Source organism: Azospirillum sp. UFLA03-27, assembly GCF_059803775.1.
In genome coordinates this window covers 1-19,872 of sequence record NZ_JAUQTX010000115.1, presented here as the reverse complement: position 1 = coordinate 19,872, position 19,872 = coordinate 1, and the positions used below count along the sequence as shown (strand labels likewise).

General features: G+C 66.5%; 20 protein-coding genes and 2 pseudogenes. 12 read left to right on the top strand and 10 right to left on the bottom strand.

The genetic code is table 11. From position 1 onward, the window contains the following. From Q4I23_RS17780 to Q4I23_RS17770, 3 genes and pseudogenes are all read left to right on the top strand, one after another. Positions 1-309, top strand: a pseudogene (locus Q4I23_RS17780) (hypothetical protein); the annotation flags it as partial. Positions 310-311: 2 nt separating this feature from the next. Further along, a complete protein-coding gene (locus Q4I23_RS17775) occupies positions 312-2,465 on the top strand; it encodes a glycosyl hydrolase family 28-related protein (RefSeq protein WP_498527056.1) in 2,154 nt (717 codons plus the stop codon). Between the two features lie 11 nt (positions 2,466-2,476). Continuing rightward, complete coding sequence (locus Q4I23_RS17770) at positions 2,477-2,779, top strand: hypothetical protein (RefSeq protein ID WP_498527055.1); 303 nt, start codon at positions 2,477-2,479, stop codon at positions 2,777-2,779. On the opposite strand, the gene Q4I23_RS17765 is transcribed toward Q4I23_RS17770, so the two are convergent. Beyond that, positions 2,745-3,572, bottom strand: coding sequence for a hypothetical protein (locus tag Q4I23_RS17765; protein WP_498527054.1), 828 nt, complete (start codon positions 3,570-3,572; stop codon positions 2,745-2,747). The two genes, Q4I23_RS17770 and Q4I23_RS17765, sit on opposite strands and share 35 nt — an antisense overlap. A gap of 165 nt (positions 3,573-3,737) precedes the next feature. Here Q4I23_RS17765 and Q4I23_RS17760 point away from each other — a divergent pair, with 165 nt between their 5' ends. Together Q4I23_RS17760 and Q4I23_RS17755 are read left to right on the top strand one after the other, a co-directional pair. Continuing rightward, entirely contained in the window at positions 3,738-4,190 is a 453-nt protein-coding gene (locus Q4I23_RS17760) for a lysozyme (protein ID WP_498527053.1), read from the top strand. Positions 4,191-4,273: 83 nt separating this feature from the next. Next, positions 4,274-4,438, top strand: coding sequence for a hypothetical protein (locus Q4I23_RS17755; RefSeq protein WP_498527052.1), 165 nt, complete (start codon positions 4,274-4,276; stop codon positions 4,436-4,438). A gap of 423 nt (positions 4,439-4,861) precedes the next feature. Here Q4I23_RS17755 and Q4I23_RS17750 read toward each other — a convergent pair whose 3' ends face one another. After that, positions 4,862-5,101, bottom strand: coding sequence for a hypothetical protein (locus tag Q4I23_RS17750; protein ID WP_498527051.1), 240 nt, complete (start codon positions 5,099-5,101; stop codon positions 4,862-4,864). Then, positions 5,098-5,448, bottom strand: coding sequence for a hypothetical protein (locus Q4I23_RS17745; protein WP_498527050.1), 351 nt, complete (start codon positions 5,446-5,448; stop codon positions 5,098-5,100). Before Q4I23_RS17745 ends, Q4I23_RS17750 begins: the two co-directional genes overlap by 4 nt. 113 nt (positions 5,449-5,561) lie before the next feature. On the opposite strand from Q4I23_RS17745, the gene Q4I23_RS17740 reads away from it, so the two are divergent. The 4 genes from Q4I23_RS17740 to Q4I23_RS17725 all read left to right on the top strand — a co-directional run bounded on the left by Q4I23_RS17740 (position 5,562) and on the right by Q4I23_RS17725 (position 9,585). Next, entirely contained in the window at positions 5,562-6,476 is a 915-nt protein-coding gene (locus Q4I23_RS17740; protein WP_498527049.1) for an O-antigen ligase family protein, read from the top strand. A 67-nt stretch (positions 6,477-6,543) separates the two neighbouring features. Beyond that, entirely contained in the window at positions 6,544-7,773 is a 1,230-nt protein-coding gene (locus Q4I23_RS17735) for a glycosyltransferase family 4 protein (protein WP_498527048.1), read from the top strand. A 136-nt stretch (positions 7,774-7,909) separates the two neighbouring features. Further along, entirely contained in the window at positions 7,910-8,737 is an 828-nt protein-coding gene (locus Q4I23_RS17730) for a hypothetical protein (protein WP_498527047.1), read from the top strand. Beyond that, on the top strand, positions 8,734-9,585 hold the full coding sequence (locus tag Q4I23_RS17725; RefSeq protein ID WP_454018308.1) for a glycosyltransferase family 2 protein: 852 nt from the start codon (positions 8,734-8,736) through the stop codon (positions 9,583-9,585). Before Q4I23_RS17730 ends, Q4I23_RS17725 begins: the two co-directional genes overlap by 4 nt. A gap of 23 nt (positions 9,586-9,608) precedes the next feature. On the opposite strand, the gene Q4I23_RS17720 is transcribed toward Q4I23_RS17725, so the two are convergent. From Q4I23_RS17720 to Q4I23_RS17710, 3 genes are all read right to left on the bottom strand, one after another. Next, the gene (locus Q4I23_RS17720; protein ID WP_014240329.1) at positions 9,609-10,076 is read right to left on the bottom strand and encodes a helix-turn-helix domain-containing protein; all 468 of its coding nucleotides are present in this window, start codon (positions 10,074-10,076) and stop codon (positions 9,609-9,611) included. Between the two features lie 120 nt (positions 10,077-10,196). Continuing rightward, positions 10,197-11,027 (bottom strand): glycosyltransferase family protein, encoded by an 831-nt coding sequence (locus Q4I23_RS17715; RefSeq protein ID WP_498527046.1) that lies wholly within the window; start codon positions 11,025-11,027, stop codon positions 10,197-10,199. Next, positions 11,024-14,113 (bottom strand): SLBB domain-containing protein, encoded by a 3,090-nt coding sequence (locus tag Q4I23_RS17710; protein ID WP_498527057.1) that lies wholly within the window; start codon positions 14,111-14,113, stop codon positions 11,024-11,026. Before Q4I23_RS17710 ends, Q4I23_RS17715 begins: the two co-directional genes overlap by 4 nt. A 205-nt stretch (positions 14,114-14,318) precedes the next feature. Here Q4I23_RS17710 and Q4I23_RS17705 point away from each other — a divergent pair, with 205 nt between their 5' ends. Further along, complete coding sequence (locus Q4I23_RS17705; protein WP_498527045.1) at positions 14,319-14,966, top strand: putative metalloprotease CJM1_0395 family protein; 648 nt, start codon at positions 14,319-14,321, stop codon at positions 14,964-14,966. A gap of 24 nt (positions 14,967-14,990) precedes the next feature. Here Q4I23_RS17705 and aguB read toward each other — a convergent pair whose 3' ends face one another. Next, positions 14,991-15,887: an N-carbamoylputrescine amidase gene (gene aguB, locus Q4I23_RS17700; protein WP_498527044.1), complete on the bottom strand. Its 897-nt coding sequence runs from the start codon at positions 15,885-15,887 to the stop codon at positions 14,991-14,993. Positions 15,888-16,271: 384 nt separating this feature from the next. On the opposite strand from aguB, the gene Q4I23_RS17695 reads away from it, so the two are divergent. Next, positions 16,272-16,796, top strand: a complete 525-nt coding sequence (locus Q4I23_RS17695; protein WP_498527043.1) for a MarR family winged helix-turn-helix transcriptional regulator — start codon at positions 16,272-16,274, stop codon at positions 16,794-16,796. Positions 16,797-16,852: 56 nt separating this feature from the next. Here Q4I23_RS17695 and Q4I23_RS17690 read toward each other — a convergent pair whose 3' ends face one another. Then, positions 16,853-18,163, bottom strand: coding sequence for a pentapeptide repeat-containing protein (locus Q4I23_RS17690; protein ID WP_498527042.1), 1,311 nt, complete (start codon positions 18,161-18,163; stop codon positions 16,853-16,855). Positions 18,164-18,345: 182 nt separating this feature from the next. Between Q4I23_RS17690 and phoU the strand changes: the two genes are divergently transcribed. Further along, entirely contained in the window at positions 18,346-19,056 is a 711-nt protein-coding gene (phoU, locus tag Q4I23_RS17685) for a phosphate signaling complex protein PhoU (RefSeq protein ID WP_014240338.1), read from the top strand. A 39-nt stretch (positions 19,057-19,095) separates the two neighbouring features. On the opposite strand, the gene Q4I23_RS17680 is transcribed toward phoU, so the two are convergent. Next, complete coding sequence (locus Q4I23_RS17680; RefSeq protein ID WP_237903649.1) at positions 19,096-19,320, bottom strand: ChaB family protein; 225 nt, start codon at positions 19,318-19,320, stop codon at positions 19,096-19,098. A gap of 222 nt (positions 19,321-19,542) precedes the next feature. Further along, positions 19,543-19,872: pseudogene (locus tag Q4I23_RS17675) on the bottom strand (hypothetical protein); the annotation flags it as partial.

Here is a 19,872-nt window from a genome sequence, read left to right as displayed (position 1 = left end):
GCGTATAATCGTCGGCAGCGTCAGATGTGTATAAGAGACAGCTATGGAACCCCTGGAGCGGGCGGGAGCGGTGGCGCCAGCTCGGGCGGCACCCTGAACATTGCTGGCCAGACCGGCGGCCCGGGCTTTCTGGGCGTCGGCGGAACGGGCGGGTCGGCCCCTATGGGAGGAAGCGGCTCGCATGGCGGCATCGGTGACGGAGCCGGACACGGCATCTGGCCGGGCGGCGCGGGCGCCGGTTACGGCACCTCCGGGGGCAGCGGCTCGGGGGCCAACGGCGCCGCGGGTGGCGTGATTGTGGAGTGGTGAGAATGAGCAATGCGATCACTCAGGATTGGGTTCAGCGCGCCGACGCGCTCCTGACGGCCTTGGAAAACGTTGTCACCGCCCTTGGCCTGTTTCCAGACGGCACGACGGCTTTGCCCGGCATCGCCTTCGCCGACGAGCCGGGGACCGGACTCAGCCGGCCCGCCGCAGGGGCGCTCTCGGCCTCAATCCAGGGGGTGGAGGTGGCGCGCGTCACGGCGCAGCGCATCGCCCTGTACGCCGCGGCGCTCGACCAAGCCCGCGCGCAGTCCGTCGCGGCGGCGGCCACGGTCAACCTTGGGGCCGTGACGGGCAACTACGTTCCCGTCACCGGGGCGGCCAGCATCGCGTCATTCGGAGCGGCCCAGGCTGGCGCTCAGCGGCTCCTGCGCTTCGACGCCGCGGCCACGCTGGTGCAGGACCCGGCCAAGATCATCCTCCCCGGAGGCGCCAACATCACGACCGGGGCCGGGGACCTTGCCCTGGTCGTCAGCGAGGGCGGGGGCCTGTGGCGCTGCGTCGAATTCTGGTCGGCGGAGCATCCATTCCTGCGCGACAACGGCGATGGGTCGGCCCTGTCTGTGCTGACGGCAGGGTCTACGACGCCGCGCCAGTTAAGCGCCCGAACGGGTGATGTGGTAAATGTTCTGGATTATGGGGCTATTCGCGGAAACGGCACAGACCCGGAGAGCAATCGCATCGCCTTTCAGGCTGCAATTGACGTTGCGACAACTGTTAAAAAGACGCTTTACGTCCCGGGTGGCAACTATTCCCTGACGGGCACTCTTACTATTCCATCAGGGTTGACAATTGTTGGTGAAGGCATTGCTAATGCTGACACGAACGCTCAGATTGGCGGGTCGAAGCTCGTTTGGTATGTTTCGGGAACGCAGGGCTCTTGCCTGAAAAATGCCAACGAGGCGGCGGCGCTGGAACTCGTGACCATCCAAAATATCACGCTGATGGTCAACAGCGGCACTGTGTCATGGGCGCTTGATTTCCGGGCGATGCGACTATGCCGGCTCATCAACCTTCTGGTTGCCAACGCGAGCGGCGGAGCATTTCGCTCCATGGGCGTTGGCGACCAATTGTCCTGGGTGAACTGGGTGTCGCGTTGCGCTTTCTCCACAGGGGAAAGCTACGCGGGTTATGCTGTTTCGATCGATTGCAGCGACAGTTACTTTCACGAACTCTACGTCAGTTGCGGCTGGGGTTGGATTGATCGCTCGTGGGGCGGCAACAAGTACACAAACTGTCATTTCGATAAGACGTCGGATGACGAAAACGCGGCCGGCCTGACTCTTTACCGTCAGACCGGGCAGTCCTCTAAGCCGACGGTTGTCGACGGGTGCTACACGGATATGAATCTGCACTGCGGAATCATGCTGTGGAATGCCCCGGCAGACACGGACGTCACGGGCGCGTTCGCGGCCGTCATCACTGGTTGCGCCTTCAGAAATCATAGCCCGCAACAGATATGGTGCCGGACTGACGTGGCCGTTCAGGGGGGCGCAATTGGGCCAAACGCCTATCATGACGGGTCCACCCCTGTCGGCGCGGTGGCCGTTCGCGTGGACCCGCTGTGGACTGGCCTCGCGGAATCCCCGGGAACATACGGAGCACAATTCGCGTCCAGCGCAGTTGGATTGCGAACGCCTTATTCAGTCGTTACGCCGCGGATCGCAACGCAAAGTGGACCGCTCTATTTGGCGCCGGCGAACGGGTTCACTTCCGTTGGCTCACGCAGTAGTGCAGTGGGGGGGGAGCGTGTGCTCGTTTCTCCCGCTTCGGGGACAGTGGGTCAAACTGTTCGGCTGGGCGTGATTAACAGTGGGGCCGGTGATGGGTCGCCAAATGGCGCGCTCTTTGGCGTTGATGGGCCGGCTCTGGGCGGCATAGCGCACATCAACACTATTTCGTCGGGGGTGGCCGCCAGCACGCCGTTCCAGGTGCGCATCGGGGGCGTCTCGCAGATGGAGGTGAGTTCTGGTCGCGTAGACTTCAGCGGGATACCGCGCCTGCCGAGCTACACGGTCGCAACCATGCCGTCGCCCAGCGCGCGTGCGGTTGTTTTCGTTTCGGACGGCTCAAGCAACAAGCGCCTCGCCGTCGCCGATGGCGCGGCTTGGCGTTGGCCGGATGGCAGCATTGTATCGTAAGGAGACAATCGGTGCAGACTCTCAAGCAGCCCTATGAGCTACTGATCCGTTGGGACAAAACCGGCGCTCTTTCTGGAGCGCACATCCAATACAGGTATGTGATATCGGACGGCGGCGAAACTGTCGGCGAAACTGTCGGCGCAGCGGAGCCGCTGACATTGGAGGCGGCCCCGAGTTTCCCGCTCGGCGATCTGCTGTCCCGCGTACAGTCCGACGCCTTGACGGCTATGGGGCAGGCTCTCGTCGAGCGAGACGCCGCGCTCGAACAGATCGGCAGCCTCAAGCAGCGTCTTCTTGAATTGGGAGATGGCTAGCGGATCTTAACGCCTGCGCCAGCTTGAGCGGACCTTGAGCGGCCGGGAGCATGTGGTCATAATCGCCGAAATCCTCGTCGGCGAAGACGTGATCGGAAAAGAGGTTCACGAGAGTGAACCTCTTCCGCTTCGCGAGCGCTTCAAGTGGCCCGAAATAGCGACCGACAGGGAGGTGGGCGCGGTAGTCGGATCGCGCCGGCGGCACGACAACCAATAGATCATGCCCACGCTTCATGCAGGCGTCGGCCATGACTTCAAGGTGGATGTGCATCGGGCAATTTGGCATCGCAAGCGCGCTGAACCGCAGATGATCGTGGGCTCTGCGCAGGGCGGTGTATTCTGCGGGAAAGAAGAACTTATCGTTTGAGCGACAAAAGCCAAAGCCATCATTGAGCGTTCTGGAGTATCGCCGCTCGTCTGGCGCGACACTCTCGACGCCATTAAGCTCGCTGTCGTGCTGAGAAGGCGCGATTCCGAAAGCCCTGCGCCACGCCACACATCTTAATTTCTCCCCAGATTTTGCGAGTTCAAACCCAGGAGAAAACACCGAATAAAAAACAATAACATTTCGTATATTGTGCAGCCTTTCGGCCGCCCAAAGGTAAGTATTCAAGCTGTAGTACAAATCTTGGCTTGCAGTGCATAAGTTAAAAGAATGCGGAAAATACTCCGGATCAAATCCGTATTCGCCATGGGATGACCCTAAGGCGAGCGTCGCGATAGAATTTTGGTGAAGTAGGGCGGCATCACGCCTTGATGCCAACGCCTCGGCTTCGTGGTTGACAATAATCATCAGAAAACCGGCTGCAGCCAAACACAATAGGGATTGTATCCACTCCCAATCCACTGCTCAAGCGGCAGGAGGATGCACCAAGCGACTCGATACACACATCATCCCCTCCAACACCTGACCGACCCGGCGCCCGCGAGGCGCCTTTTGCATTTCTGGAGCCCCCTCATGACCGACCAGCGCGAGATCCACCCCGACGCCCTGACCCTGGTCCGCCACTTCGAAGGCCTGTACCTGAAGGCCTACCTGTGCCCCGCGGGCGTCCCAACCATCGGCTACGGCCACACCGCCGGGGTTCGGGTGGGCCAGACCATCACGTCCCTCCAGGCGGAAGTCTTCCTGCGCACCGATATGGCTGAGGCCGCGGCGGCGGTAGACCGGCTGGTGAAGGTGCCGCTCACCGATCGGCAGCGCGGCGCCCTGGCCTCCTTCGTGTTCAACCTGGGGGCAGGGGCTCTGCGGGAGTCGACCCTGCTGCGCCTGCTGAACAAGGGCGACTACAAGGGCGCCGCCGGCCAGTTCGGGCGGTGGGTGTTCGCCACGGTGAAGGGCGTCAAGACGGAGCTGCCGGGGCTGGTGAAGCGGCGGGCGGCGGAACAAGCGCTGTTCGAGGCCGCCTGACCGAACTGTCAACGATCGCTTACCAGTTGCCGCCCGGCATCCCGCCCGGCGGCTTTTTCGTGCCCGCAAGGAGGGGCCGCACCATGAACATGACCACCATCACCAAGGGCGGCATGCTCGCTCAGCACAAGGGCAAGGTCGCCGTCGCCGTGACCGTTGTACTGGCGGTCGCCGACTACCTGACCGGCGCCACTGACCTGACCGGGGCCGTGGCCCGGATGCTCCCGGCGCTGCTCGGGATGGGGTGATCGGGCAGGGCAGGGGCCGCGCCGAAACCGGAGCGGCCCCGCCAGAAACCAGTTAGTTTGCCGGTATGCAGTAGTATCGGGCCTTCGGGTACTTCATCATATAAAATTCCGCAATCTCTCTGCAGAACTCATTGTCATCCAAAAACCCGAATATGATAGCTACCCTCTCCATGTCACCAAATGCGTTGTGCTTAACTAGCCACTGATCGCTGGAAGATCCTATCCGTGCTTTCGTGAGAAGATCGGACAGTTTCCCGAGCCTATCGCTATAATCGTCGGCGGCTGCATTTCCGCACCATATCGCAGCAACAAACGATGCAATCAACGCAGTTCGGCTGAACATTGGGTTGTCCATGATGGGATGCAATGGTCCCATTAAAGTGTGCCTGCTGGATGGATGCAATCCCGTCCTACGATTTCGGATCAGGCTTTTCCGCCCGCAGCCCCCATCCCAGCGACGAGCGTGGCGCGCAGCTCCATCACGGCGGCCTCGTCGCCCGGCCCGGCCCGTCGACCATTTCGGATTTCCCACCCGAGGATCGCATTGACGCTCAGGCGCGCCTCTTCGCCGCCCGCGCGCGCCGCGTCGACCACAGGCGGGGTGCAGCCACCGGGATCGCGACGGGCCGCGTTGATGGCCTGGATAAGCTCGGCGTAGATCATTGCTTGGGACCGTGTGTCTTGGGAGCGTCGGCAGGACGTCCGAGAAACACGGTGTAGCCGGACCCGCGCATGTGCTCCACCAGTTTCATGGCGAGCATGGTGACAGCCACGTCGTCGGGCTTCTTGGCCGTCTGCATGCCGCGGTTCTGCGACAGCACGAACTCTACCGTCCGCTGAAGGTCGGCCCAGGCTATCGCCCCACCACCCATCAGCGCGGGGGCCGCAGCTTCCGCCATGGCGATGTACTGGTTGCGGATCTCCGGGCTCGTGTTGTTCCAGAACTCCGGCCCGCCGGCCATGGCGATGGCAGCTTCAAGGATCGCGCGAGGGGGATGGTCGTGGCTCATGGGGCGATGCTGCCATGAGAACGGACGAGGAACAACAGTTTCCCGCCCCCTCCCACCTCAAGCCTCCATCACCGATCCGGTTTACCGGAACCCCATTGAAACAGAATAGATTAATGGTGCCGCTTCTTTATCTTTTCCTCCCGGTGCTGCTGGTGCCGATGCTGCGCGCCGCTCCCGACCGTGCGGTCGGCCTTCTGGCCGGTGGTCTTGCAGTGGCCGGTGTGGGGTTCGCGTTGCGTTGGTGGAAGCAGACGGACTGGGGCTTCGGCGCCGTCGGCTTGCGGGCGATGGCGGATGGCGGCGTCTATCTGCTGAACGCGCCATCGGTCCTGTTCGCCGCGATTGCGCTGCCGGCCTTCGGAATCGGGATGCTGACGCAGGGTGGGTGGCTGCGGCGTGCCGCCGGTGTGGCTTCGATTCTGGGTGGCCTGTTGTGTCTGGTGGCGCTGGCCGGAGCGGTGCACCGCATGGCGTTGGGGCTTGCCGCCGTGGCCTTCGCCGCTCTGGGGCTGTGGTGGTTGCGCCGGGCACCCTTGGCTGGGTTGGGCGTGGCGGTGGCGGCGCTGCTGTCGGTGGCGCTGTTTCCCGAGACTTTGTTCGGCGCTCTGGGGCAGGCGGCTGAGAAAACCCGGCTGGCCGGGGCCAACACCCGGTGGGAAGAGGCGGAGGCCGCCCTCGGGCAGGCCCTGTCCTCTCCGGCCGCCTTCCTGTTCGGGCAGGGGTGGGGGGCGCTCCTCGCCAATCCTGCGGTCGGCGGATGGCGCGTGTCCTACACCCACACGCTCGTGACCTATGCCCTGGCCAAGACCGGGGTGATCGGCCTGTGCGCCCTGATTGCCTATCTCGGCGGACTTGCTCCGCGTGTGCTGGCGCTCCTCCGTTCCGATCCTGCGCTCGGCTGGGCGGCGTCGGCGCCGCTGCTGATGGCGCTTGGGGCGCACACCAGTTTCAAATACCTCGACACCGGTCTTTTGCTCACCTTGGCCGTGCTGGCGGCGGAGCGCGGGAAGCGGTTGCCGCCGCGTTGAAGGAAATGCATACTTATGCGTGTTGAACAATTGCACAGATCCCACCTCCGTGGATTCTCCATCCATCATGTTCGTCAACCGTGTGTTTCCTCCGGACAAGGGAGCGACCGGGCGTTGCATGTCCGACTTGGCGGGGCGGATGGCGGCAATGGGCTGGCGGGTCACCGTCGTCGCGGACGGGTGCGGACCCAGCGATGCGCCGCCGGGTGTCGCCGTTCGCCGCACCGGTGGGGATGCTCCGCGTGCTGAACGGGCGGTGCCCAGAGCCCCGCGACTGACCGCCCGCGGTTATCTCGCCGCCGCGGTTCGGCTGATTCAGCGGGCGTTGCGCCTGCCGCGGCACGACGTCGTGGTGACCATGACCGATCCGCCTCTGTTGGGCTGCGCCGGTCCGCTGATTGCCGCCCGACATGGCGCGGCGTCCCTTCATTGGAGCCAGGATGTGTTTCCGGCACTGTTGCCGGTGCTCGGCATCCACTTGCCGGAACCGCTGATGCGGATGACGGAGCGGGCGAGTGCTCGGGCGCTTTGCAGCCACGACGCGGTGGTCGCCATCGGGCGCTGCATGGCGGGACGGCTGGTGGCGGCGGGGGTGCCGGCGGAACGGATCACCGTCCTGCCGAACTGGTCCGATCCGCGCATCCGGCCGGTGCCGCGCGCGGACAACCCGTTCCGGCGGGAGCATGGGCTGGGCGGCTGTTTCACCGTGGCCTATTCCGGAAACATGGGGCTGGCCCATCCGATGGATCCTCTGCTGGATGCGGCGACTCTGCTGGCGCGCAGCGATCCCGGCATTGCGATTCTGTTGATCGGGGAGGGGCGGCGGCGGGCCGCCGTGGCGGAGACGGTGGAACGGCGCGGGCTGACGAACGTCCGGTTGCTCCCGCTCCAGCCGCCGGACCGTCTGGCCGAAAGCCTGTCCGCGGCCGATCTGCATCTGGCGACCATGGACCCGCTGGCCGAAGGGCTGCTGGTGCCCAGCAAGGTGGCCGGCGCGCTGGCGGCCGGCCGGCCTTGCCTGTTTCTGGGGCCGGCGGGCAGCGATGCGGCGGCCATGCTGGAGGGCTGCGGGCAAAGGTTGGCGCCGGACGACGTGGCGGGGCTGGCCGCCGCGATCCGCCGCTATGCCGGCGATCCGCTGTTGTGTGCGGCACACGGGGCACGCGCGCTGACCGTCGCATCGGCTTGGGACGCCACGGCGGCGGCCCGGCGATTTGCGTCGCTGGCCGAGATGCTGCGCCAGACGAGGCTGCGCGGCGCGTCCGTTCCGCCCGGGCGGGGCCTCCCCCATGCCTGATGGAATGCCGCTGCGCCGCTCCCCGTTGGAGGCCGAAAGGGTGGAATCGGGACTGCGGCTGCGGCGGTTCCTGCGGACGTTTCGGGAGGGCTGGCCGATTCTGCTCGTTGGGACGGTTTTGGGTGTGGTGGCGTCCGTGACAGCCTTGCGGCTGGTGGTTCCGCAATACACTGCGGTGATGGTGATCGGGCCGACCGCGCGCGTCGGTGCGGCGGCCATGGGGGCGCGGTTGCCCGTTCTGATCGGCAGGGAATCCGCCGCCGCCGCGTCGGAACCCGGTCCGGGGGACGAAATCCTCTCGGATTTCGCGCGTTACCTCCAACTGTTCACCTCCATTCCGGTGGCAGAGCGGATGATGGCGGATCCGCTGCTGCTGCGTGGTCTGTTTCCCGACTGTTGGGACGGGGAGGTGGAGGCTTGGCGCCCCGCGCCCGGTCCCATGGCGTCCGCCAAGCGGATGTTCCTGGCGCTGGTCGGCCGGTCGGACTGGGTGGAACCCGATGCGGAGCGGGTGGCGAGCGCTCTTCAGGACCTACTCACCGTTGACATGGTGGGCAGCGGGCCGATGCGGCGGCTGCGCCTTCGCCACGCCGACCGCGCCATGGCGCTGCGGATTTTGTCCGCCGCCGCCCAGGCGACCGACGCCCATCTGCGGGCGGAGGCGTCCCGGCGCAGCGCCGCCCAGATCGCCCACGCGCGTGCCCGTCTGGCCGGGATCACCGTGGCGGAACACCGGCAGGCCCTTGCCAACTTGCTGTCTGAGCAGGAACGGATCGCCATGATGATCGAGGTCGATCTGCCGCTGGCGGCGGACGCCATCGAACCGCCCGCTGCGGCGCAGCGCCCGGATTGGCCGAATCCCCTGCGCGTGGTTCCCATGGCGGCGTTGGTGGGGCTAATGGCCGGGGCGATCACCGTCAGCCTGCGGCGCCTGTGGCGGGCCGGGGGAGAGGCGGTTCCATGATCCCCGTGTCGGTCGTGGTGATGACCCGCAACGAGGCGGTCAACCTTCCCCTCTGCCTGTCCGCATTGGGGAGTTTCGCCGAGCGCTTCGTGGTGGACAGCGGCAGCACCGACGGAACGCCGGCCATCGCCGAGGCGGCGGGCGCACGGGTCGTGCCCTTCCGGTGGGACGGGCGGTATCCGAAGAAGAAGCAATGGTGCCTGGACCAACTGCCGTTCCGCCAGGACTGGGTCCTGTTCGTCGATGCGGACGAGCGACTCGGCGGCGCGCTGGTGGAGGAGATCGCGGCGCTCATGAGCGCGGGGCCGCGGCATGCCGGCTACTTCATCGATGGGCATCCGGTGTTTCTTGGCCGGCGCCTGCGCTTCGGCGCGCGCAACCGGAAACTCGTCCTGTTTGACCGCCGGAAGGCGCACTTTCCGACTGTGCCCGACCTCGACGTTGCTACCATGTGGGAGGTCGAGGGCCATTATCAGCCGGTGATCGCCGGCACCGTCGGACGGCTGCGCCACAGCCTGACCCATTCAGACGACAAACCGATCGCGGCGTGGTTCGACCGGCACGCCCGTTACGCTGATTGGGAGGCGGCGCTGCGGACGGATGGACGGATGGTGGACCTGATTCGGCGGGAATCCGGCGCGCGCCGTTGGCTGAAGGCTTGGTTCGGCGTGGTGCCGGCGCGCCCGCTCCTGGTCTTTCTGTATGGGTATGTTTGGCGTTTGGGGTTCTTGGACGGCAGTCCGGGATTCCAACACGCGCTGGCGCGGGCCTTTTACTATTGGCAGATCGGCCTGAAGATCGCGGACGCGAGGCGGCGTGCCGGGCCTCCCGCGTCCACCGATGACTGAGGGTCGAACGACGGTGCCGTGCCTTACACCGCTTCGTCCAGGGCGCGCTCGCCGCCGAGGGCCTTGAGAAGGTCGAAGGTGCGCTTGCGCACGGAGGAGTCCTCGATGCGGTAATAGGCCCGGACCAGTTCCAGGGTTTCACGGCGGGCCATCGACTCGAACTCTTCCGTCTCGGACGGCGGAACGTCGGGCGACGGGGTGGCGATGTGCTCCGGCGACGGCATGTCCTCGAAGAAGTAGCTGACCGGGACGCCCAGAACCTGTGACAGGTTGAACAGGCGGCTGGCGCTGATGCGGTTGGACCCGCGCTCGTACTTCTGGAGCTGTTGGAAGGTGATCCCGACCGCCTCGCCCAGCTTCTCCTGGCTCAGGCCGAGCAGAGTGCGGCGCAGCCGAAGCCGGGCGCCGACATGAATGTCGATGGGGTTGGGACCCTCGCCACGGCGTGACAGTGTGTGGGCGGGCGATAGCTTGGATTTCGTGGCACTCATAATAGACCCTCAGTATGGAGGTGGACGTCGCCACCAGGGAAATTGGTTAGTTCAGAAAGTAAATTCTATGCAACTTTTCGTGCGCATCAACAGCTAGATGCGTGAAACAGTCGGCAAAGCTTATGAAAGAAACGATCGTTCATTTGATGAGAAACGATATTTCGCGTAAAGCCATGGAATTGTCTGGCGCAAGGTAATGGCAAGCCATTGTAATCCCCATATTGTTGCGTTGGCCGTTCGGCCCAGCCCAAGCAGCTCGCGGCGGATGATTGCCTGCTCCCGCCGGCCACGCGCCGGGTCCTGCCGGGACCGCCCGCCGGGGGCAAAAATGCATACCGGAAGTGGCAAGCGGTGGGCCGGGTCCCCTCGCTTGAGGACCGTCAAGGTGAACGCATAGTCGGCGGCCAGCGCGTGCCGCAGATCGAATCGGACTCCGGGCAAGGCAGCCATTCGGTAGACCATGGCTTGGTGATGCGTGAACATGCCCAGCAAGGCGCGGCGGTGCGAGCGCGCCGGCTTCACGACCAGCCTCCCGCCGGGAAGCTCCTCCAGCGCGTCCCCATAGAACAGGGCGGCATCCGGACGCGCGGCCAGGATGGGGATAAGCCGCTCCAGAACCCGACCGTCGGCCAGCCGGTCGCCGGCGTTGAGGAACAGGATGTGGCTGCACGGAGAGGCGCAGGAGGAGGACCGCTCGGCAATGGCATCCAGCGCGACGTTCATGGCGTCGTACAGGCCGCGGTCAGGCGACGAGCGCCACCAGGCCGCTTCGTCCCCATGGCGGGCCAACCATGCGGCCGTCCCGTCCGTGGAAGCGCCATCCGCCACGAACCAGTCGTAGGCCGCCACGGTCTGGGCGCGCAGGCTGGCGTGGGTGGCGAGCAGGCCGGGCAGGTCGTCGCGGACCACGGTGACCACGGCCAACCGGACCGTTTCCGCTTCATCCGTCACTCGGAGATCACCGCGATGGCCGCCGCCGAAATGGCGAGCTGACCGAGGATGGTGCCCATGTTCTTGGAGAACTCCATCAGATCGAACGGCTTCGGGTCGCGCGGCACCACGATGGACGAGCCGGGCGGGATCGCCGTAACGGTGTGGTTCCAAGAGGAGAGGGACAGCGGCTGCGCCCGCCCGTCCGGCAGAACCAGGAAGATGCGGGCGTCGTCGGCGTTGCGGCTCGCGCCACCCGCCTCCCGGAGATAGGCTTCGGCGGTCTTGCCGCTGACGAACTGCGCGGCGGTCGGATGAAGCACCTCGCCGGTGACGGTCACGGTGAGGGGGCGTTTCGGAATCAGGATGCGGTCGTCCGGCTCCAGCAGCACGTCCAGTTCGGGCCGCTGGCGCAGCACCAGTGGGTCGGCCTCGACGACGATGCGGCCCAGCGGCTCCACCCCGCGCAGCTGGGTCGCGAGCTGCCGGGCCAGCCCGACCACGTCCGAGCGCGCAGCCTCGCCCTTCTCGACCTCCTGCACCATCCAGCGTTCCAGGTCGCGGGCCTGCTGGTCGAACCAGGCGCGCTCGCGCTTGCGCTCGCTGTCGCGCAGGAAACTGGTCCCGGCAGGATAGGCTTCCTCCGTCAGGCCGCCGGCCCGGTCGATCAGAGACGACAGCGTCTCGCCGCGTGCGACGTCGTAAGCGCCGGGGCGGCGCACTGCGCCGGAAATGGTCACCGCCCGCGCCTCCAGTGCCTGGGGTTTGGGATTGACGCGCAGGCTGTCGCCCGGATGAAGCGCCGTCCGGGCCGTCGCACCGTCGCGGAGGTCCAGGCGGCGGCGCTGGCCGGTGGTGGTGGTGATTTCCAGGCTGGCGAGATCGGCGGTCGCGGCGGGGCCGCCGGCGGTTGCCAAAAGGGCCTCGACGGTCGCCGTCTCCGCCACGGGATAAGTGCCGGGTGTTCGCACGGCGCCCCGCACCTGCACCCCGCGTTCCCTTACCAGCCCCGCGATGTCGCCGGGGAGCGGCGGTTCGGCGTTGGGCGGTTCGGCGCCCGGTGGTTCGGTGTTGGGTGGTTCGGCATCAGGTGGTCCGGTGTTGGTCGGGGGAGTCTCGGGCTTGCGTTCCTTGTCCGGGGAACTGGTCAGCGCACGGACCTCGGCGGTGGAGAGCAGGCGTACCCGATCGCCGTCAGAGAGCGCGCGGTTGGCCTGTCCGGATGTCACCTCCTGTGGCGAGAAGGGAATCAGTCGATGGGCGAGGGTGCGGCGGTCGAAGCGCTCGATCACGCCCAGCAGGGGATAGACGTCCCGCTTCAGCGCATCGCCGCCGGTCAAGGCGTCGCGCAGCGTGGCGCCTCCGGCCAGAGGGCGGACGCCGGGGCGGCGGGCATGGCCGGTCAACTCGTAGACCGGCTCATCGGGTTCCACAATGCTCCCTGCCGCCACCGGGCGGTGTTGCGATGCTCCGCCGAAGGGGGGCGCGTAGGCGCCGGACTCCCGCCCGCCCGCGGCGAGCGCCAGCTCCGCGGCGCTGCCCCGTCCGTTGGAGGGGTAGAAGCCGGGGCGGGAGACGCCGCCCATCAGCAGGGTGGAATGCTCAAGCGCGAAGACGAGCAGGTCGGGAACGGCTTCGAACAGGGGCGGGCAGGGGCCGCGTCCGCCGGTCAGCCGCGCCGCCGCCCGCGCCTGCGGAGCGTTGGCAAGCGGCCCGTCCGGCTGCGCCGTCAGGGCGCGGGCCAGCACCACAAGGCCGCGGCACGCGTCCGGGGCCGGCTCGCGCGCGCCGCGCAGCAGCTCCAGCACCGGTTCGGAGGTCAGGAAGTCCACATCGTCCGCGCCCAGCACGTAAAGGACGTCGCCCTCGGCAAGGGGGCGGCGGTCACGGCCGCCGAGCACGGCTCCCAAATCGACCGGTCGCAGGACGCGCGTGCGGTTGCCCGGATGAACGGAGGCGAGCACGGCAAAGGGAAGATAGGGCGCCGGTCCGAGATCGGCCGCGGAAACCAGAGCCCCGATGCTTGGGGTCCGCTCCAACGCCCGGGCGCCGGGGCGCAGGACATGGCCGTCCAGCCGCAGGTCGCCGCGCCGATCCTCCCGGCGGGGTGCCAGAAGCAGCAGGTCACCGTCGCCCAGTTGGGTGGCGTCCGTGTCGGACAGCTCCTCCGCCCGTTCCTCTCCGTCCGGACCGATGGCGTAGCGAAGCGCCCGATGCGCGCCGGGCCGCAGAAGGCCTCCCGCCATCTCCCGCGCCACGGCGATCGGCAGGCGGTCCTCGCCGGGGGGAAGCTCATAGACGCCGGGACGTTTCAGCGGCCCGGCCAGCGCCACCGTGGGGCCGAGCGGCGGCACGAAGACGCGGTCGCCGTCGCGCAACCGAATGCCCGCGTTCGCGCCGTCCCCGGTCATGAACAGGTCGTACAAGTCGATGGGCAACCCGGTCGAAGGGGCGTCTGCCGCGGCGTGCGCATGAAACAGGTGGATGCGACGGAGCGAGCCGCCACGTGTGACACCGCCGGCGCCGGTCAACGCGTCGATCAGCGTGGCGAAGGCACTAATCTCCTGACGGCCCGGACGAGCCACGGCGCCGGTCACCAGGACGCCGATCCGCCGGATTTCCGTCACCGAGACGTACACCTCGGTGTTCGGAAAGGAGGCCGTCACCGCGTCGGCCAGCTGGGCGCGCAATTCCGCAAGGGTCAGTCCCTGGGCCACGACGGGCCGTACATCGTCGACGGTCAGCAGCCCCGCCCCGTCGATGAGGTGGCGCTTGCTGGAGGATTTCTGGCCACGCAGGGACACCAGAAGTTCGTCGCCCGGACCCAGCGTGTAGTCCGCCTGCACGCCGCCCGATCCGTCGCGCGGCGGCGGGGCCTCGCCGAACTGGTCGTAGCCAAACTGGAGAAGGAGGGAGCCCGCCCGCTCGCTGTAGGCGGCCTCGATCGGTGACAGGGAATCCGGGCCGGGAGCGGGACGGCTGGCGCTGGCGCGAGGCGGTGGGATCGCCTGGGAGGGGGGTGCCGTATTGCGGGCGTGGAGCACCGGGGATGCCGGCTCCGCGGCCGACACGGCGAGCGCCCAGACCGTCAGCGCCGACAACGACACCAAAAGGGAGAGGATTCTGCGCGCAGACTCACACATCGATGGTGCTGGCACCGTGGTCAGATTCCGTTTTGGCCGTCAAAGCCTGATGCAATGAATACTAATGCGTGCATATCTCAGAAAAGGCAACGGCCAAGCTGCGTTGCCGCGCCGCCATGCTGCGTGTAGACTGCGGAGCATCGCGTGGAGCGCGCAGGAGCCGCGGCCCATGGTTGCCGGTGTATCGACCAGTGGCGTTTATGGCGTGCCGCTCCTGCGGCCCGGCCAAGCGGCGCGTGACCGGACCCCGGATGGTGCCCAGGCCGCAGATCACGACACTGTCCGGACAAGCGCGGGCCAGCCCGGCACGCTGACCGACGATCAGCAGCGGCAGGTCCAGGAACTCAAGCGCATCGATGCCAGCGTCCGCCAGCACGAGGCGGCGCATCAGGCGGCGGGCGGCCCTCACGCGGGCGGTGCCTCCTTCACATTCACCCGCGGACCGGACGGCAAGAACTACGCGACCGCCGGCGAAGTGCAGGTGGACATCGGCGCGGAGAGTGATCCCGAAGCCACCGTGCGCAAGATGGACACGGTCAAGGCGGCGGCTTTGGCGCCATCCGACCCCTCGGCACAGGACCTTCGCGTCGCCCAGCAGGCCGATGCCGCGAAAATGCAGGCGCAGCAGGAATTGCGGCGGAAGGGTTCGGATCCGGTCGCGCGGAGCGACGGTTCACCCAACGGGCAGGACAGCGGAGATGACGGTGCGAGGCCTAGCGACACCGCCGCGCCGGCCTTGGCGGCGCGTGGCGCGGCGGCATATGCGTCGGCCTTCGGCATTGGCCAGCGGAGCGGCACCGCCGGCATCATGGTGTGATGCCGGGCGGCCCGGTTCCGGGTTTCAGCGGCGGACGGGGGACTCGCCGTCAAGGGTCAGCAGCGGGCCGTAAAGCTCCGGCCGGCGGTCGCGGAAGATGCCCCAGGACGCGCGCTGCGCGGCGATGCGGTCGAGATCGAAGCTGGCGGTCAGGACCGTCTCGCTGTCGCGGTCGGCCTGCGCAACCAACTCCCCGGTCGGTCCGGCGATGAAGGAGGAGCCGTAGAAGGTGATCCCGCAGGTGTCACCCTCTTCCCGGCCGATGCGGTTTGAGGCGACCAGGGGCATCAGGTTGGCTCCGGCATGGCCCTGCATGACCCGCGTCCAGTGGGCTTGGCTGTCCAGCGAACCGTCCTGCGGCTCGGACCCGATGGCGGTGGGGTAGAACAGGATCTCCGCCCCCTTCAGCGCCATGGTGCGGGCCGATTCCGGGAACCACTGGTCCCAGCAGATCGCGCAGCCGATGGCGGCGTAGCGGGTCTTGTAGACTTGGAAGCCGGTGTCGCCGGGGTTGAAATAGTATTTTTCCTGATAGCCCGGACCATCCGGGATGTGGGACTTGCGGTAGACGCCGAGGACCGTGCCGTCCGCATCGATCATCGCAAGGGAATTGTAATAGGCGTTCCGCGCCCGCTCGAAGAAGCTGGTGGGGATGACCACGGAGAGTTCACGGGCGAGCGCGCTCATCCGCGCGATCACCGGGTGATCCTCGACCGGGTGGGCGAGGGCGAACAAATCCTGCTTCTGGTCCTTGCAGAAATAAGGCGTTTCGAACAATTCCTGCGGCAGGATGATCTGGGCGCCGCGCGCCGCCGCGTCGCGCACGAGGCGCTCGACGCCATTCACATTGGCGTCGCGGTCCCAGCCGCAGGCCATCTGGGTCGCCGCGACGGTGACGTTGCGTCCGGTGGTGGGGCGCATAAGCTGGTGCTCCTGTGCTCTTGCGTGTGCTGTGCCGTGTTAGTGGGCGGATGGCCGGGCGCGCAACCCAATCTCCGCCCTGTCACAAACGTTTCAGAGTCATTCGCGTTTCAGGGCCGGCACATTTCAGGGCCGGCAGGTTTCCAGGCCGGGCACCGCCGCCCTTGCCGCGTGTCGGGCGTAGAACTCGGCAGTCATACGCATAAATATGAAAACGTCGACGAAAGATCGCGGGCCGGTTATAAGACATATTATTGCATGCACGAGAAATTTAAATCCGCAATTGTTTTGCGATTTTTCCGAGAGAAGATATGATCGGGCAAGTTGATTTCGTCCGCTGCGCCGCACCACGGCCTGACGGACGTCTGCCGAGAGATCGTCGTCATGGTTGGGCGTTTCAAGAGACAGGAACCCATCGTCGCTGAGCCGCAAGGGGAGGATGCCGACGCGCTTCCCCCGTCCGTCATGACCTTGCCGCGCGCCGTGCGGGAGGTGCATCGCGCCATCGCGCGTGCGCTGCAGATCCGCATCGCCGACCATGGCGTCAGCATGGGGCAGTGGTATTTTCTTCGCGCCCTGTGGGAGGAGGATGGGCTGACCCAGCGCGAATTGAGCCAGCGGGTCGGCATGATGGAACCCACTACGGTGACGGCGCTGAACAACCTGGAGCGCTGCGATCTCGTCCAGCGAGTGCGCAACTCCCACGACCGCCGCAAGGTGAACATCTACCTGACGCCAAAGGGAAAGGCGTTGCGCGCCGACATCCTTCCGGGTGCGGAGGAGATCGAGGAAGCCGCCACCCAGGGCATCTCGCCGCGCGAACTGGAACTGACTGTCAGCGTGCTGCGCCGGGTGTCTGCAAATCTTGGCGGATTGCCCCCCGTCGGCGGAGACGACGATCTGGGGTAGGCGCGGTGGCAACCGAACAGGGGGCGACCCAACGAGTCCGGAGCCGATCGTTCCGGTCAGTCGTCCGGATCGGGGGGCGGCGGCAGGCTGGCTCCGGTCAGGTTGGCGCCGGTGAAGCGTGCGTCGCGGATGTTCGCGTCGCTGAGAATCGCGCCGGTCAGGTCGGCGTTGGAGAAGTCGCAGCCGGCCAGATTAGCCCCGCGCATGTTGGTGCGGATGCAGGAGGCTCCCGTGAAGTTGCTGCCGGTCAGGTTGGCCGCCCATAGCCGCCCGGTCGGCCGTCCGTCCGGACCTTTGATATCGACCCAGCCGATGCCCGCCCCGTCGAACCGGGCGCCGGACAGGTTGGTGCCGCGAAGGGTCGCCCCGTCGAGGATGGCGCCGCTGAAGTCGCTGTCGGTCAGGTCGGCGGTGGAGATGTCGCACATGATGAGCAGCGAATCGCGCATCTTGGCGCCGACCAGCCGCACGCCGCGCAGATTGGCGCCCGACAAATTCACGCCGTGAAGGTCGATGTGCGACAGGTCCGCCCCGCTGAGGTCGGCGCGCGATCCCATGGCGCCGTTGGTGTTGATCCAGGTGTAATGATTGTGAAGCGCTTCCTGGATCTGGATCGAGAAGTTCTCGGCGGAGCGCGCCATGTTGGCACCGGTGGTGTCCGCCCCGGCAAGGTCGGTCCCTTCCATTTTCGCGCCCTGGAGGTCGGCGTTGCGCAGGTTGGCGCCGGCCAGAACCGCACCGTTCAGGTTGGCGTCGCGCAGGATGGCGCCCTGGAGGTTGACGCCGGACAGATTGCAGCCGCGCAGGTCGGCGCGGGCAAGATTGCAGTTCTTCATGGTGGAGCGCATCAGCGTCGCCCCGGCCATCAGCGCACCTTCGCAGTCCGCCCCATTCATCGACACGTCGGTCAGGTCGGCGCCGGACAAGTTGGCGTTCGACATCATCGCGTCGTCCATGTCGCTGCCGGACAGGTCGGACCGTACGAAGTCCAGGCCCTTGCTGCCGTTGGCCCCATTCCCGCCGTAGAGCAGAGCGCCGCCACGCAGGTCGGCTTCCTTCAGAATCGCCCGCTTCAGCTTGGCGCCGCGCATATGAGCGCCGCGCAGATCCGCCCGGTAGAGGTTGCAGCCGGTCAGGTCGGCCTTGGTCAGGTGGGCGGCGAACAGGTCGGCGTGGCTGAGATTTGCGTTGGACAGGTCGCAGTGGGCCATGTTGGCCCCGGACAGCTTGCCCTGCGTCAGTTCCACCCCGGCGAGATTCGATCCCTCCAGGTTGGTCATGGTCAGGTTGGCGCGATTGCCGCCCGACCGGTTCTTCAGCCAACGCTCGTGCTTTTCCAGCACGGCGACCAACTCATGTGGCGTCATGACCCCGTCCGACAATCGGCCCGTTCCCGGCGCGGTGCAGGGGGATGGGCGCGGTTACTCCAGCGCGTTAGCAGTGTCATAAGATAATCTCGTTTAATTGTTAACATGCTGTTCTGTTGCCGGACGCGATGCGACGCCGGACCGGTGCGGCGTGGCAAAGGAACAAGGGAAAGAGGCTCGGAATGACTGGCGGACATACGGTGGCGGCCTTCGACGCCGAACTGGCGCGCCTGCACCAGATCGTCGTGACCATGGGGCGGCTCGTGGAGGAGCAGTTCGCCGCCGCGCTGGAGGCCATTGCGGAGCGTGACGCCGGCAAGGCCGCGCAGGTGATCGAGGCCGACGCCGAGATCGACCGGCTGGAACTTGAGCTGGAAGCGCTGAGCGTGCGGTTGCTGGCGCTGCGTCAGCCGATGGCGAAGGATTTGCGCGACATCGTATCGGCGCTCAAGATCGCCTCGAACCTGGAACGCATGGGCGATTTCGCGAGTTCGGTCGCCAAGCGTGCGGTCACGTTGGCGGGCCTGCCGGTGGAACCGCCCGTCGCCTCGCTGTCCTGGATGGGCGAGACGGTGCTCGGCATGATCCGCGACGTGGTGGCCGCCTATGACGGTCAGGATGCCGAGCGCGCGATGGCCGTCCGCAATCGGGATGGGCAGGTGGATGCGGCCTACACCAGCCTGTTCCGCGAATTTCTGACCTACATGATGGAGTCGCCGGCACAGATCACCGGCTGCACCCATCTGCTGTTCGTGGCGAAGTCCATCGAGCGGGCCGGAGACCACGCCACGAACGTGGCCGAAAACATCTGCTACATCGTTCAGGGACGCTTGCCGTCCGAGGAACGGGCCAAGGGCGACCTCAGCAGCTACACGGTGGTGGAGAAGGAATAATGTGCGCCAGGGGGAAGAGAACCCTTGGACCCTGAAGCCTCAATGCTTGGGGCGCCAGCCGCTGCCGTCCGGTTCGTAACGCCGCCGGACCGCAGCCCAGGCGACCTTATGGGCCAGCAACTCGCGCTGCATGGCATGGCGAGCCTCCGGCGACCGGCAGCCCTGCCAGGTGTGATTGAAGGCCGACCGGTAAATGTCCTGAGCGGGCAACGGCAGGCATCGCTTCACCGATTCGGGCAGCTCGGCGTTTCTGCGGAAGGTCATGGGGCGTTCCTCCGGCTTATGATTGCTTTGTTGCACTCATTATAGCCGCTATTCCACTGGAGTCCGTAGGGCTTTTTCCTGCGGCGTTGGAGGTAGGCGGTGTTTCCGACGGCCTAGACCGAAGGTCCGGGGGCATGAAAAAAGCCCTTCCCCCGATCGGCGGGGAAGGGCTTTTTCAACAACTCAAGCAGCGTTGCGAAGACCCGTTCTGATGGCCCTGACTTACGGCGTGCGGCGTGCTGTGCGATGCGCCGGGATCGGAATGGGCCGGATCGCCTGCTCTTCGCGACGGCTGGCCGACATATCGATCTCGATGCGGGCCAAGGCCTTGCGCAACTCGTGCACCGCTTCCGACAACGTCTGGATCGACGCTTCGCCCGGCTGTTGGCGCCAGCCGCGGTAGGCGTTCAGGCAGCCGCGCGCGGTGTCGCGCAGCCGCGCTTCGACGGCATCGACCGGCGGAGGGTGCCGCCGCCGGCTGGACCGGAGCGGGCTGGCGAGCCGGCTGCGGCTCCGGACGGTTGAGACGCAACGTCTCGGTCTGAGCCGGAG